We start from the raw sequence: 14,606 nt of genomic DNA, 5'->3' as shown, positions 1-14,606 counted from the left end.
CGGAAAGAGTACAAATGTGCTCCATGGACACTCTAACCCCTAAGCGCCGCGCCATTTTCGATTTCATTCGCGAGCGCATCACCGAACAAGGCCAACCGCCTAGCCTGGCCGATATCGCCACGCGCTTTGGTTTTGCCTCACGCAGCGTGGCCCGCAAGCACATCACCGCGCTGTGCCAGGCAGGCTACATCGACGTCACCCCCAATCAGGCCCGCAGTATTCGCCTGGCAAGGCCGTTACGCCGGCCTGAAATGCTGGAACTGCCGGTCCTGGGGCAGGTCGCGGCCGGTGCGCCGATCGGGCCGGACCTGGACATTCACGAGCAATTGCTGCTCGACCCCAGCCTGTTTCGCCGCACCCCCGATTACCTGCTCAAGGTGCGTGGGGACTCGATGATAGGTGACGGCATCCTCGACGGCGACCTGGTCGGTATCCGCCAGCAGGGCGATGCGCGGGACGGGCAGATCGTGGTCGCTCGGCTGGACGGCGAGGTGACCATCAAGCGCCTCCAGCGCCTGGGCGAGGGCTATCGGCTGCTGCCGCGCAACCCGGCTTACGCGCCGATTGACGTAGGGCCGGGCCAGGAACTGTTCATCGAAGGCATCTTCTGTGGCCTGGTGCGGCGCGACTGATGGGCGCGGTCGTCGATCTGGACAGGCTGCTCGACCAGCGTCGGGTGTGGCGCGGCCGTCAAGCCCAGGCCCGTCCACTGGGCCTGCAACCGACCGGGCATGCCAGCCTGGACGAACGCCTGCCCGAAGGCGGCTGGCCGGCAGCGGCCCTCAGCGAATTGTTGCTCGCCCGCCCTGGCAGCGGCGAACTGCAACTGCTCTGGCCCACGCTGGCGCGCCTGAGCGGCGAGGGCGGACGCGTGGTGTTGGTATCACCTCCCTTCATCCCTTTTGCCCCAGCCTGGCAGGCGGCGGGCATCGACTTGCGCTGGCTGTTCCAGGTCGACGCGGGCACCATCGACACCCTGTGGGCCGCCGAGCAATGCCTGCGTTCGGGCAGTTGTGCCGCTGTGGTGTGCTGGCCAGAACGCGCCGACGACCGCGCCTTGCGCCGCTTGCAGGTCGCGGCGGAAACCGGGCAGGCCCTGGCGTTCGCCTGCCGCGGGCAAGCGGCCCTGCACAATCCGTCGCCTGCGGCATTACGCCTGGCCATCGACGTACGCCCACCCCAGTGGCGGGTGCTCAAATGCCGTGGCGGCATGCCGCCGGCCCAACCGATCGCGTGTTCAAGGCAGGGATGATGGATCATGTTGTGGGCCTGCATTCTATTTCCGCAGCTGGCGCTGGACAGCCTGCTGCGCGAGCGCGACGACCGTGACGCACCCCTGGTGCTGCTGGGTGGTCCCAGTCAGCGCCGGGTCCTGCAATCGGTCAACCCAGCGGCCGCCGCCCTGGGGCTTCGCGCCGGTCAAACCCTGACGGCAGCCCGTGCCCTGGCTGACGGCTTCACCTGCCTTGAAGTCGACCCCAGGCGCATCGATGCTTTGCAGCAGTTGCTGGCCGCCTGGGCCTACCGTTTCAGTGCCCAGGTCAGCTTGCACTACCCGCGAACCTTGTTGCTGGAGGTAGGGTCCAGCCTGCAGTTGTTCGGGCCGTGGCCAGTATTGCAGGCGCGCCTGCGCCAGGAACTGTCTGCGCTGGGCCTGCGTCAGCGCATCGTCCTGGCCAGCAACCCGGTGGCTGCGCGCATGCTGGCCAATGCTCACGACGGGTTGGCGTTGGAGGATGCCGCTTCGACCCGTGCGGCGTTGGCCGAAATGCCCATCGACCGGATCGGCCTGCGACCGGAGGATGCCCAGGCCTTCAGCCGCATGGGATTGCGCCAGCTCAATCATGTGCTGGCGCTGCCGCGTGACGCACTGGCCAGGCGCTTTGCTCCCCAGGTGCAGTTGCACCTGGATCAGTTGCTGGGCATGCGCAACCTGGGGCTTGCGTTCTTCGAACCGCCCGATCGTTTCGACGCGCGGTTGGAGCTGAACTTCGATGTGGAGTCGCATCAGGCGCTGTTGTTCCCATTACGTCGCCTGCTGACCGACCTGGCCGCGTTCCTGGCGGGGCGCGACTGTGGTGTCCAGCGTTTCAAGGTGTACATGGAGCACGCGCAGGGCTCTGACACCCAGCTCGACGTTGGATTGTTGGCTGCAGAACGCGACCCGGCCATGTTGCTGGAACTGGCCCGTGGCAGGCTGGAATCGGTGCGCCTGAAGGCGCCGGTGCGTAACCTGCGCCTGGTGGCCGAGGATTTGCCACCGTTCGTACCTCAACACAAGGCGTTGTTCGACCCGCGTGCCCAGCAGGCCCAACCGTGGGAACAACTGCGCGAACGCTTGCGTGCACGCCTGGGTGACCAGGCCGTGACGGGGCTCAGTGCCTTGGCGGACCATCGTCCTGAACAAGCATGGCAGGCCAATGAAATCGGCCAGTGGTCCAGCCTGTGCGTTGCGCCCGGAAGCCGACCTGGCTGGCTGCTGGCAACCCCCACGGTGCTCGAAGAGCAGGCGTACCAGGTTCAGGGGCAGGCCGAGCGCATCGAGTCCGGTTGGTGGGACGGCGGGGACGTGCGCCGTGATTACTATCGCATCGAAACCCGTGAGGGCCTGCGTGGGTGGGCCTACCGCGACCTCGGCCAAGGCGGCCCGCTGTGGCTGCAGGGCTGGTTCTGATGAGCGGCGTTGGCTACGCCGAGTTGCATTGCCTGAGCAACTTCAGTTTCCAGCGCGGGGCTTCAAGCGCCGATGAGTTGTTCCGCCGGGCTCGCGAGCAAGGCTACCAAGCCCTGGCCATTACCGACGAATGCACGTTGGCTGGCATCGTGCGCGCATGGCAAGCGGCGAAAGAGCAGGGTGTACGGCTGATCGTCGGCAGCGAAGTGCAACTGCAGGACGGGCCTAAGCTGGTGCTGCTGGTGCAAGACCTGCAGGGCTACCAGAACCTTTGCGCCTTGATCACCCGTGCGCGGCGTCGGGCACCCAAGGGGAACTACCAGCTATTTCGCGAGGACCTGCCTGCGCACAGCTCGGGCCTGTTGGCATTATGGGTGCCTGACGATATTGCCGATCAGGCGGTGGGCGAGTGGTTGAGGGAAGTCTTCGAGCACCGCCTATGGCTGGCCGTGCATCTTCACCGCGGTGTCGATGACGACCAGCGCCTGGCGCGTCTGCGCGCATTGGCGACGGCCTTGGGTGTGCAGGCGGTGGCGTGCGGGGACGTTCACATGCATGTGCGCGGTCGGCGCGCCCTGCAAGACTGCATGACGGCCATTGGCCGACGGTGTCAAGTGGCTGAGGCAGGGCGCTTTCTGTACGCCAACGGCGAACGTCATTTGCGTACCCCTGCCCAATTGGCCGAGTTGTATCCTGTCGACTTGCTGGCCCAGACCTTGGTGATAGCCGAGCATTGCCGTTTCGACCTCGCCGAGCTGCGCTACCGCTATCCCGAAGAACTGGTGCCCGCCGGGCATACCCCTGCCAGTTGGTTGCGTCAGCTGTGCGAACAAGGGTTGCCGCTGCGCTGGCCCCAGGGCCCGAGCACCCAAGTCCGCCAAGCCCTCGATCGAGAGCTGGCCTTGATCAGCGAGCTGGGCTACGAGAGTTATTTCCTCACCGTCCACGACATCGTGGCCTTTGCCCGTGAGCAGCACATCCTGTGCCAGGGGCGCGGCTCTGCAGCCAACTCGGTGGTGTGCTTCGTGCTGGGGATCACCGAGCTGGACCCCATGAAGCATCGCTTGCTGTTCGAGCGCTTTTTGTCACGCGAGCGCAACGAGCCGCCGGATATCGATGTGGACTTCGAGCACGATCGGCGCGAGGAAGTCATCCAGTATGTATTCAGGCGCTATGGTCGACACCGCGCGGCGTTGACAGCGGTGGTCAACACCTACCACGCCAGTGGGGCGGTACGCGATGTGGCTCGCGCATTGGGGCTGCCAGCCGACCAGGTGGACGCCCTGGCCAAGTGCTGCGGCCGCTGGAGCGACCGCATCCCCGATGAGCAGCGTCTGAACGAGGCGGGGTTCGATGCAGGCAGCCCGGTGCTGCGGCGCATCCTGGTGCTGGCCGGTGAGCTGATCGGTTTTCCCCGGCACTTGTCGCAACACCCAGGTGGCTTCGTTATTTCGCAACAACCCCTCGATCAGCTGGTGCCCGTGGAAAACGCGGCCATGGCCGAGCGTACCGTGATCCAGTGGGACAAGGATGACCTGGACATGGTCGGCCTGCTCAAGGTCGATGTGCTGGCACTGGGCATGCTCAGTGCACTGCGTCGCTGCTTTGCGCTGGTACAGCAGCACCGTGGGCGACACTTGACCCTGGCCACCGTCCCTGCCGAAGACCCGGCCACGTACGCCATGATCAGCCGCGCCGAGACCATGGGCGTGTTCCAGATCGAATCCAGGGCGCAAATGGCCATGTTGCCGCGCCTGCAGCCCAGAACCTTCTACGACCTGGTCATCGAGGTCGCCATCGTGCGTCCCGGTCCCATCCAGGGCGACATGGTCCATCCCTACTTGCGCAGGCGCCTGAAGCAGGAACCGGTGACGTACCCATCGCCCAAGCTCAAGGCGGTGTTCGAGCGCACCCTTGGCGTGCCGCTGTTCCAGGAGCAGGTGATGGAGTTGGCCATGGTCGCGGCGGACTACAGCCCCGGTGAGGCCGACCAACTGCGCCGCAGCATGGCCGCGTGGAAACGCCACGGCGGGCTGGAGCCGCACCGCGAGCGATTGCTCGACGGCATGCAGCGCAATGGCTACGAACTGGCGTTCGCCGAACGCATCTTCGAACAGATCAAAGGCTTTGGCAGCTACGGATTCCCCGAATCCCACGCCGCCAGTTTTGCACTGCTGTGTTATGCCAGCAGTTGGTTGAAGTGCCACGAGCCGGCCATCTTCACCTGCGCGCTGGTCAACAGCTGGCCGATGGGGTTCTACAGCCCCGACCAACTGCTCCAGGAGGCTCGCCGCCAGGGCATTGAGGTGAGGCCGGTGGACGTGTGTCACAGCCAGTGGGACTGCACGCTCGAGCCAGGGCCTGCGGGTGAACTGGCAATCCGCATGGGCTTGCGCTTGGTCCGCGGCCTGGCCGAAGCCGATGTGCGCCGGCTCGAACAGGCAAGGGCCATGCAGCCTTGGCGAGACGTCGAGGACCTGTGCCTGCGCTCGGCCCTGGATGAGCGCGCCCGGGCTCGTCTGGCGGATGCAGGCGCCCTGGTCGCGCTGGCAAGGCACCGGCACCAGGCACGCTGGGAAGTGGCGGCGGTACAGGCGCAGCTGCCTTTGTTCGCCGACGTGCAGGCGGCCCCCGAGCAGCCGGTCGAGCTGCCGGCGCCTACCGTCGGCGAGGATTTGGTAGCCGACTATCACGCCATGGGCACGACCTTGGGGCCGCATCCATTGGCCTTGCTGCGATCCCGTCTGCGGGCACTGGGGTGTCGCAGTTCCGGCGAGCTGCAAGGTGTCGAACACGGCGACGCCATCGCCATGGCCGGGCTGGTGGTAGGCAGGCAGCGGCCACAGACCGCCAGTGGTGTGACCTTCGTCACGCTCGAGGATGAGTTCGGCATGGTCAACGTGGTGGTGTGGCGGGACCTGGCCGAACGGCAGCGGCGTGCGCTGGTCGGCGCCCGGCTGATGAAGGTCAGTGGCCGCCTGGAACAGGAAAATGGCGTGCGCCACCTGGTGGCCCGACGCCTGGAGGATGTCAGCGTGCTGCTGCAGGGGCTGGACGTACGCAGCCGGGATTTCCACTGACCCCCTGCAGCACAGCCTCGCTTACACCATCGCCAGGCGCAGCTTGCGGGTAGGGGCCTCGAATGCCTGGTCGATGGCGTTCAGGTCATCGGCGGTCAAGTTCAAACGCGTTGCCTCGGCATTGAGCCTGACATGCTCGGGCGTTACGGCTTTGGGAATGGCGATGACGCCGTTGTGGCGCGTGACCCAGGCCAGGCTGACCTGGGCCGGGGTAGCACCATGGTCGTTGGCGATTTGCTTGAGCACGGGGTGTTGCAGCAAACGCCCTGCCTGGGCCAGGGGGCAATAGGCCATGATGGGCAATCCATGCTGCACCGACCAGGGCAGCAGGTCGAATTCGATCCCTCGTTGCGCAGGGTTGTAGAGCACCTGGTTGGTGGCACAATCGGCGTTGTCCAATTCGCGAAGGTCATCCACGTCGAAGTTGGACACGCCCCAGTGCTTGATCTTGCCAGCCTCGCGCAGCCGCTCGAAAGCGTCCACGGTTTCGTGCAACGGGTACTGGCCGCGCCAGTGCAGCAGGTACAGATCGATGCAGTCGGTACCCAGGCGCTTGAGGCTGCGCTCGCAGGCGGCCTGCGTGCCGTGCTGGCTAGCGTTGTGCGGGTACACCTTGCTCACCAGAAATACCTCGTCCCGACGCCCGGCGATGGCCTGGCCCACCACTTGTTCCGCGCCACCTTCGGCATACATCTCGGCGGTGTCGATCAGGCGCATGCCCAGGTCGATGCCTTGTTGCAAGGCGGCGACTTCGGCCGCCCGACGGCTCGGGTCTTCGCCCATGTACCACGTACCCTGGCCGATGCTCGGCACGTTGGCGCCTGCCAATTTCACGTCACGCATGTTACCTCCGGTGGGTGGGTATTGTTCAGTAGAACATCCAGCAGCGCCTGGGCTGCCGTGGACAATGTGTGCTCGCGCAGGGCTATCACGCCAATGCGCCGTTCGACGGCAGGCTCGACCAGGGGGATACAGCGGGCCCCCAGCTCCTGCATCTGGGTAATGCACAGCGCCGGTACCGCGCTGACGCCTAGACCGCTCGCGACCATGCGGCCAACGGTTGCAAGCTGATGGCTTTCGAAAGCCACAGCCAGTTTGCCGTGCTGCACCGCCACGTTCTGCTCAAGCAACAGGCGCACGGCAGAAGGACGCTGCAGCGCCACGAAATCCTCGGCAAGAAGCTGCGCCCAACTGATTTGCGCAAGCCGGGCCAAGGGCGAGTCAGCCGGCACGACTGCAACGAACCGGTCGAGGTACAGCGGGTGAAAGTGCAAGCCCTCGACATTGTCTGGCTCAAAGCCGATGCCCAGTTCGACGCGCCGATGCCTGACCAGTTCCTGCACCTGTTCGTTGATCACGTCGTGCACGGTCACGTTGACCTTGGGGTAGCACTGACGGAAAAGCTTGAGGGCCCCTGGTAACAGGTTGCCGGCAAAGGAGGGCATTGCCGCGATGGCCACCCGGCCCAGTTGCAGGGTGAAGCGCTGGCGCAGCATTTCCTCGGTGTCGTCCCAGTCAGCCAGCAGGCGACGGGCCAGCGGCAGCAGTACCTCGCCTTCTGCCGTCAGGCTGACGCTACGTGTGGTGCGGCTGAGCAGGGCACCGCCCAGGTTCTCCTCCAGCGCCTTGATGGTCAGACTCAGTGCGGGCTGTGAGATGTGCAGGTGCTCGCCGGCCTGGGCAAAACTCTGGAACTTGGCCACGGCGACGAACGCGCGCAGTTGCTTCACATTCATGGGAATCGCCTATGCTTTGATTTGAAGTGCTTATCAATCGATCATAAAAACAAAATTAACAAATCAGTGAACAGGGGAGAATATACCCCCACACGCTTACCGACGCCCCGTCGGCTCAACAACTACAAAAGGCGAACCAGCATGGCCGGATTGGACAAACGCGTAGCTACGTACGAACAAGCCCTGGAAGGGCTGACCGACGGCATGACGGTATTGGCCGGGGGGTTCGGCCTGTGCGGCATACCTGAAAACCTGATCGCCGAGATCAAGCGTCGCGGCGTCAAGGGCCTGACCGTGGTCTCCAACAACTGCGGCGTCGATGGCTTCGGTCTTGGCGTGCTGCTCGAAGACCACCAGATTCGCAAGATGGTCGCTTCCTACGTGGGGGAAAACGCCGAATTCGAGCGCCAGCTGCTTAGCGGGGAGCTTGAGGTCGAGCTCACGCCCCAGGGCACCCTGGCCGAAAAAATGCGCGCTGGCGGAGCGGGCATTCCTGCATTCTTCACTGCCACCGGTTATGGCACCCCGGTCGCCGAGGGTAAGGAAGTGCGGGAATTCAATGGTCGCAAGTACATCCTCGAAGAAGCCATCACCGGGGACTTTGCCATCGTCAAAGGCTGGAAGGCTGACCATTACGGCAACGTGATCTATCGCAACACTGCCCAGAATTTCAACCCTCTGGCCGCCACAGCCGGCAAGATCACCGTGGTCGAAGTCGAGGAAATCGTCGAGCCTGGCGTGCTGCTGCCCAGTGAAATCCATACCCCAGGCATCTTCGTGGACCGCGTCATCGTCGGCACCTTCGAGAAGCGCATCGAAAAACGCACCGTCAAGGCCTGAGCGCCCCTACAGAACAACAAAGAGATCCTGACCATGGCACTGACCCGCGAACAGATGGCCCAACGCGTTGCACGTGAACTCAAGGACGGCTACTACGTCAACTTGGGTATCGGTATTCCCACCTTGGTCGCCAATTATGTGCCGGCCGACATGGACGTGATGCTCCAGTCGGAAAACGGCCTGTTGGGCATGGGGGAATTCCCCACCGAAGCGACCCTTGATGCTGACATGATCAACGCGGGCAAACAGACTGTCACCGCCCGCATTGGCGCATCGATCTTCGACTCGGCGCAGTCGTTCGCCATGATCCGCGGCGGTCACGTCGACCTGACCGTGCTCGGTGCCTTCGAAGTAGACGTGCAGGGCAACATCGCTTCCTGGATGATCCCGGGCAAGCTGGTCAAGGGCATGGGGGGCGCCATGGACCTTGTGGCCGGTGCGGAAAACATCATCGTCACCATGACCCACGCCTCCAAGGACGGAGAGTCCAAGCTGCTGCCCCAGTGCAGCCTGCCGTTGACCGGCGCGGGCTGCATCCGCAAGGTGCTCACCGACCTGGCTTATCTTGAGATTGAGGACGGTGCATTCATCCTGCGCGAAACCGCGCCCGGTGTGAGCATCGAAGAAATCGTCGCCAAGACGGCCGGCAAGCTCATCGTGGCCGATGATGTGAAGGAAATGACCTTCTAACCCCACATGCAATGTCGCCCTGCTGCGACGAACCCGCTCGTCCAGGTTGCCGCCTTCACCACGGTACCTGGCGGGCGGGTTGGTTGGCGCAGGGTTCGCGCGTTTATGCGCGGCCTTTCATCTCCCTATAAAATCAATAAAAGGACGCTTCCGTGGCCGCTGAACTACAAGACAGCCGCTCTGCACGCTTTGCCCTGCGCTGTTCCAACTGGGCCGAGCGCTGGTTCCCTGACTCCTGGGTATTCGCCGCCTTGGCAGTGCTGCTGGTGTGCCTGGGCGCGTTGGCCATGGGCGCCAAGCCCCTGGACACCGCCAAGGCCTTCGGGGATGGATTCTGGAGCCTGATTCCGTTCACCATGCAAATGGCATTCGTGGTCATCGGCGGCTATGTGGTCGCCAGTTCGCCGCCTGCCGCGCGGCTGATCGATCGTTTGGCCCGCATTCCGCGCAACGGTCGCTCGGCCGTTGCGTGGGTAGCCCTGATCTCGATGCTGGCGTCACTGCTCAACTGGGGCTTGTCCCTGGTCTTCGGTGGTCTGCTGGTGCGCGCGCTGGCGCGTCGTACCGACCTCAATATGGACTACAGGGCTGCCGGTGCGGCGGCCTACCTGGGATTGGGTGCCGTTTGGGCGCTGGGGCTGTCCTCTTCGGCGGCTCAGTTGCAGGCCAATCCGGCCAGCCTTCCGCCCTCGATCCTGTCGATCACCGGCGTCATTCCATTTACCGAAACCATCTTCCTGTGGCAGTCAGGCGTGATGTTGGCGGCATTGGTCGTGGTATCGCTGGTCATCGCCTATGCCACGGCGCCGGGTCCCAACAGCGCGCGCAGCGCCGAGGCCTGTGGCGTGGACCCAAGCTTCAGCGCCCCGCCGGCACCGGCGCGTACACGCCCCGGCGAGTGGCTGGAGCACAGCCCAGTGCTGATTTTGTTGCTCGTTGCACTCGCCGCAGGCTGGCTGTATCAGGAGTTCGCGAGTAAACCCGCCATTACGGCCATCTCCGGCCTGAACACTTACAACCTGCTGTTCATCATGCTCGGCGCACTGCTGCACTGGCGGCCGCGCAGCTTCCTCGACGCGGTGGCCCGTGCCGTGCCCACCACCACCGGCGTGCTAATCCAGTTCCCGTTGTACGGCTCCATTGCCGCGATCCTCACCCAGGTCAAAGGGGTCGACGAACAGACGCTTGCCCATCACATCTCGCTGTTCTTCACCCAAATTGCCACCCACGATACCTATGCCCTGTTGATGGGTGTTTATTCGGCAGTACTGGGCTTCTTCATCCCGTCAGGCGGCGGCAAGTGGATCATCGAGGCGCCCTACGTGATGCTGGTGGCCAACGACCTGCAGTATCACCTCGGCTGGGCCGTGCAGATCTACAACGCAGCCGAAGCGTTGCCCAACCTGATCAACCCGTTCTACATGTTGCCGTTGCTGGGTGTGCTTGGCCTGAAGGCGCGCGATCTGATCGGGTTTTCCTTCGTGCAGCTGCTCGTGCACGTCCCCCTGGTGCTGCTCCTGCTGTGGGCCTTGGGCACCACGCTGCAATACACGCCCCCGGTCATGCCGTAGCGGCTGCTGATGACCACAGCACTGCGTCTCGCTTTAGGGTGAGGTGCAAGGCTGTGGTCAAGGTGCTTTCTCTCAGCCGACCCTTGGCCCGCGAATAGCAACAGGCTCCAACCCCTTGAATTCACCAGGCCACATTCCCACCACCTGCACAACTCAAGCGACGTTTTTTTGACTTATTTGGACTAAGCCCATTGAGATTTATTATGGTGTCGGTTCATTGACGTAATGTCAGAGTGCCCATAAGCTCAAGTCAATACCGCAACACACCCCGCATCATCGCGCCACTTACTCATTGATTATCCTGGTTGAAAGGACGGCGTATGCGCACGACTCTGATTGTGAAATCGATCTTTTTGTTGGTGCTGCTAAGCGGTGCCGCCCGCGCGGCTGATTCGTATATCAACCAGAGCAGTATCATTCCTGTTGCAACCGCGGGTTGGTTCTTCGCATTTGCAGTCGTGGGTTTTGTCGCCGTGGCCAATCGAAGAAAGATTTGAAAGACCGCTGTTACAGTCACTCAGGTAAGACCGCTTGAGTTGGCTTGTGAATTCGTCAAGCGTTGCTATATTGCCATTACCCTCTCGAAGTCTGGTCAACAGGGTTCGACGTGCCGCCTAGCGGCCGGCAGAGCGTGGCGCTTGCGGTGGTGACTGCGAAGTGGAGCGAGAGTTGGTGTGTTGTTCTCTTCAATGCTCTAGTCGGGCCATTTGGCCGGAGGGACCCTCATGGTGCGTTCATTGTTCGCCGTCGTTGGCCTGGTTGCAATGTGGTCGGGTCAGTGCGCTGCCGCGCCCTCGGAATCGGCCTATCGCCTTAATCCCGGCGATGTGGTGATGGTCTCGGTCTGGCAGGAGGACAGCCTCAAGCAGGAGGCAACCGTGCTCCCCGATGGCAGCATCACGTTCCCACTGGCGGGCCGCATAGATGTTGCAGGGCTGGATGTGGCCTCGGTTGAAAAACAAGTGGCCAGCAAACTTGAAAAGTTCTTGCCCGACCCGAACGTCAGCGTGGTGGTCAAGAGTAACGCGGGCAACTTGGTGTATGTCCAAGGCAAGGTCATAAAGCCCGGCCCTGTGCAAATGTCAGGCCCCACGGCCGTGCTGCAGGCGTTGAGCATGTCGGGTGGGCTGGACAAGTTTGCCGATGAAAGCGAAATAATGGTCGTGCGTGGCACTGGCACGTCCCAACGAATCTTGCCCGTGCGATACAAGGACCTGGTGACGGGCCGCGACATGTCTACAAATTTCCAACTTCAGGCCGGTGACACGCTGGTCGTTCCTTGATCATGCCTTTTAATAAGTAGACTTGATGCCTCTTCCAAGAACAACACGCATTGCCGCGGCAATTGTGGTCTTGCCACTTGCGCACTCAACCCAGGCCGCTACCTGGCAGTCGACGGTGGTGGTACCGACTTCGGTTGAACACGACAGCAACCCGCTGTTGCTGTCGTCGGGCGAGAAAGGGGTGACACGCACCCTGATCGCACCCGACTACACCCTGATCGGCAGTTTCGGCCGCGATGAACTCCGGTTGGGTCTGGGCCTGGACATTCTGCGCTCCTCCGACACCAACGTCGTCGACGACCGCGAAGACCCGGACATCAGCCTGGGCTGGCAACGCACCACCGAACGAGGGCAGTTCGGGCTCCTGGCACGCTACAACGAAACCTCGACGCTGTCGGGGACCGTACTCGATACGGGCGTAGTCACCACCGATGGCACGCAGAAGCTGTACACCTTGACGGGTAACTGGCGCCAGGCGATCACCGAACGCAGTACCCTGAGCAACGAAACGACCTATAACCGCGCCCGTTACGATATCAACAGCCTCACCGGCTACGACGAGCTGGCCAATACCCTGACCTGGACCTATGCCTGGAGCGAGCGCGCCGACGTTTATACCCGCTTCGGTGCTCGGCGTTATGAACCCGATGACGACCTGACCGCCACGGCCTCCAACAGCTACAGCCCGGCGGTGGGCATCAAGTACCAGTTCTCCGAGTCACTGAGCGCCGATGCGCACCTGGGCGTCAACAACGTGTCGGGCAGCCAAGGGGGCCGGCGCGGTGAGGGCGGCGTGGCGCTGCTGTACACCGGGGCACGCAGCGATGCCAGCCTGACGGTCGAGCGCAGCACCGTGGCCAGTGCCCAAGGCGGCTTCGCCCAGCTCGATCAGGTGCGTGGGGTCTGGAGCTATGCCCTCGACCCGTTGACCCGGGTAGGCGCCGACGCCGCCTGGCAGGACAGTAAGGGCCAGATACCCAATACCTTGCAAATCTACAGCCTCTGGGCCAGCCGCCAATTGTCTCCCTATTGGGACGTGCGCCTGGCGCTGACCTACAAGGAGCGCAAGCAGGACCTTGACGGCCATGCGACCGCCACGATCGTTGGCTTGACCCTGACATACCGCTATCCCGACATCTGAACCGCTTGCAGGTGGCCCCATGAAGTCCGATTACGAGCTCTCCCTCAGAGATTACATCGCCATTATCAAGGACCGGGCCGTGGTGTTGGGGGTCAGCGCAGCCGTCATCCTGGCCGCCACCGTCGCCGTGGCGTTGATGGTGCCACCGATCTACCAGTCCACCGGCACGATCCTGGTGGAGTCCCAGCAGATCTCACCCGAACTGGTGTCGACCAACACCACCAGCTTTGCCGACGAGCGCATCGAGGTTATTCGCCAGCGGGTGATGACGCGGGAAAACCTACTGCGCATCATCGACAAGTACGGTCTGTTTGCTGACAAGCGCTTGAGCGAAAGCGACAAGATCGACCAGATGCGCAACGCCATCGCGGTCCAGACGTTGACCACTTTCGTGCGTGGACGCGGCGAGGCGACGGTGGCCTTCAACGTCTCCTTCGAACATCGTCAACCAGAGCTGGCCAAAGAAGTCGCCGATGAACTGGTGACACTGTTTCTCAATGAGAACCTCAAGCAGCGCACGGAGCGGGCCAACGAGACCACCGAGTTTCTGACCCAGGAGGCGAACAAGCTGGGGGCAGAGCTGGCCAGCCTGGAGAACCAGTTGGCCGACTTCAAGCAGGCCCATGCCAACGCGTTGCCTGAGCATCAGACGCTGCGCATGAACATGCTTTCGCGGGCAGAGCTCGAGTTCCGCGAGGTAGACCGTGACTACAAGGCGGCCCAGGAGGAACTGCGCTACCTGGAGCTCGAGCTGTCCGCCGCCAATGCCGGCCTTGGTACCAAGACCGGGGAGGGCGCGCGTCCAGCGGGCGCGGATCAGCCTCAGGACCTGGCCAGCCTGAAGGCCGAATACGCCCGCTTGTTGACCCGCTACAAGGAAGCGCACCCCGACGTGGCAGCGATCAAACGCAAGATTCAGGCGCTGGAGGCCAGTGGCCAGACCGGTAGCGTGGCCTCGACGGTGAGCCTGGATGCGGCACGCGTACGGGCCAAGATGAGCGCCGCACAGGTGCGTATTGCCTCGTTGGCCGAGCAGAAGCGCGAGTTGACCCGCAAGATGGAAGGGTACGAAGCCGAGATTCTCGAAGCGCCGCAGGTTGAGCGCGGCCTGGTGACGCTGATGCGCGACCATGACAACGCGCGCAAGAAATACGAGGAGATCCGGGCCAAGGAAATGGGCGCCAAAATCACCGAGAGCCTTGAGCAGGAAAACAAGGCCGAGCGTTTCGTACTGCTCGAACCGCCCTTGATGCCCGAGAAGCCTGTCAAGCCCAACCGCAAGAAAATCGCGGCACTGGGGCTGGTGCTGGCGCCGGCAGGTGGTGGAGCGCTGGTCATGTTGCTGGAGATGCTCAACCAACGGGTGCGGGGCGTGGGCGCCCTTGAGAACCTGCTGGGCAGGCGCGTGCTGGTGGCGCTGCCTTACATCGACACCCGCGCCGACGTGGCCAGGCGCAAGCGCTGGCGCAACGGCCTGATTCTGGCAGCGTTGTGTCTGGTGGCTATCCTGGTAGGGCTGGTACACCTCTTTTACATGCCGCTGGATGTGCTGTTGCTCAAGCTCACCTCCAGGTTTGCATAGGAAAGCAGT

At 63.1% G+C, this 14,606-nt stretch carries 13 protein-coding genes; 11 read left to right on the top strand and 2 right to left on the bottom strand.

Annotated features, from left to right (window positions below; genetic code table 11):
• Positions 1-14 precede the first annotated feature (14 nt).
• The 4 genes from lexA to CWR53_RS10875 are packed head-to-tail and all read left to right on the top strand — an operon-like array spanning position 15 to position 5,754.
• The gene (gene lexA, locus CWR53_RS10890; RefSeq protein WP_181405477.1) at positions 15-632 is read left to right on the top strand and encodes a transcriptional repressor LexA; all 618 of its coding nucleotides are present in this window, start codon (positions 15-17) and stop codon (positions 630-632) included.
• Positions 632-1,252: a translesion DNA synthesis-associated protein ImuA gene (gene imuA / locus CWR53_RS10885; RefSeq protein WP_100851499.1), complete on the top strand. Its 621-nt coding sequence runs from the start codon at positions 632-634 to the stop codon at positions 1,250-1,252. Before lexA ends, imuA begins: the two co-directional genes overlap by 1 nt.
• A gap of 6 nt (positions 1,253-1,258) precedes the next feature.
• Positions 1,259-2,674: a DNA polymerase Y family protein gene (locus CWR53_RS10880; RefSeq protein ID WP_078478668.1), complete on the top strand. Its 1,416-nt coding sequence runs from the start codon at positions 1,259-1,261 to the stop codon at positions 2,672-2,674.
• Positions 2,674-5,754: an error-prone DNA polymerase gene (locus tag CWR53_RS10875; protein ID WP_100852628.1), complete on the top strand. Its 3,081-nt coding sequence runs from the start codon at positions 2,674-2,676 to the stop codon at positions 5,752-5,754. The genes CWR53_RS10880 and CWR53_RS10875 overlap by 1 nt, the downstream gene beginning before the upstream one ends.
• A gap of 21 nt (positions 5,755-5,775) precedes the next feature.
• Here CWR53_RS10875 and CWR53_RS10870 read toward each other — a convergent pair whose 3' ends face one another.
• Both CWR53_RS10870 and CWR53_RS10865 read right to left on the bottom strand, forming a co-directional pair.
• Positions 5,776-6,597 carry an aldo/keto reductase gene (locus CWR53_RS10870; RefSeq protein WP_100851498.1) on the bottom strand — a complete coding sequence of 274 codons (822 nt, stop codon included), beginning with the start codon at positions 6,595-6,597 and terminating at the stop codon, positions 5,776-5,778.
• Complete coding sequence (locus tag CWR53_RS10865) at positions 6,585-7,490, bottom strand: LysR family transcriptional regulator (protein ID WP_058604648.1); 906 nt, start codon at positions 7,488-7,490, stop codon at positions 6,585-6,587. Before CWR53_RS10865 ends, CWR53_RS10870 begins: the two co-directional genes overlap by 13 nt.
• A 141-nt stretch (positions 7,491-7,631) precedes the next feature.
• Between CWR53_RS10865 and CWR53_RS10860 the strand changes: the two genes are divergently transcribed.
• The 7 genes from CWR53_RS10860 to CWR53_RS10835 all read left to right on the top strand — a co-directional run bounded on the left by CWR53_RS10860 (position 7,632) and on the right by CWR53_RS10835 (position 14,597).
• Positions 7,632-8,330, top strand: coding sequence for a CoA transferase subunit A (locus tag CWR53_RS10860; protein WP_058604647.1), 699 nt, complete (start codon positions 7,632-7,634; stop codon positions 8,328-8,330).
• Between the two features lie 33 nt (positions 8,331-8,363).
• Positions 8,364-9,020 (top strand): CoA transferase subunit B, encoded by a 657-nt coding sequence (locus tag CWR53_RS10855; protein WP_058604646.1) that lies wholly within the window; start codon positions 8,364-8,366, stop codon positions 9,018-9,020.
• 152 nt (positions 9,021-9,172) lie between these two features.
• Positions 9,173-10,591 carry a short-chain fatty acid transporter gene (locus CWR53_RS10850; protein ID WP_100851497.1) on the top strand — a complete coding sequence of 473 codons (1,419 nt, stop codon included), beginning with the start codon at positions 9,173-9,175 and terminating at the stop codon, positions 10,589-10,591.
• Positions 10,592-10,911: 320 nt separating this feature from the next.
• Entirely contained in the window at positions 10,912-11,088 is a 177-nt protein-coding gene (gene eppA / locus CWR53_RS22970) for an EPS-associated small membrane protein EppA (RefSeq protein WP_167339149.1), read from the top strand.
• Positions 11,089-11,316: 228 nt separating this feature from the next.
• Positions 11,317-11,874, top strand: coding sequence for a polysaccharide biosynthesis/export family protein (locus CWR53_RS10845; protein ID WP_058604644.1), 558 nt, complete (start codon positions 11,317-11,319; stop codon positions 11,872-11,874).
• Positions 11,875-11,899: 25 nt separating this feature from the next.
• A complete protein-coding gene (locus CWR53_RS10840; RefSeq protein ID WP_100851496.1) occupies positions 11,900-13,015 on the top strand; it encodes a hypothetical protein in 1,116 nt (371 codons plus the stop codon).
• A gap of 19 nt (positions 13,016-13,034) precedes the next feature.
• The gene (locus CWR53_RS10835; protein WP_100851495.1) at positions 13,035-14,597 is read left to right on the top strand and encodes a Wzz/FepE/Etk N-terminal domain-containing protein; all 1,563 of its coding nucleotides are present in this window, start codon (positions 13,035-13,037) and stop codon (positions 14,595-14,597) included.
• Positions 14,598-14,606: the final 9 nt, after the last annotated feature.

Origin of the sequence: Pseudomonas sp. SGAir0191, from assembly GCF_002812565.2 — a bacterium.
GTDB lineage: Bacteria > Pseudomonadota > Gammaproteobacteria > Pseudomonadales > Pseudomonadaceae > Aquipseudomonas > Aquipseudomonas parafulva_B.
The sequence above is the reverse complement of the archived record's forward strand: the minus strand, read 5'-3'. Positions and strand labels throughout refer to the sequence as shown.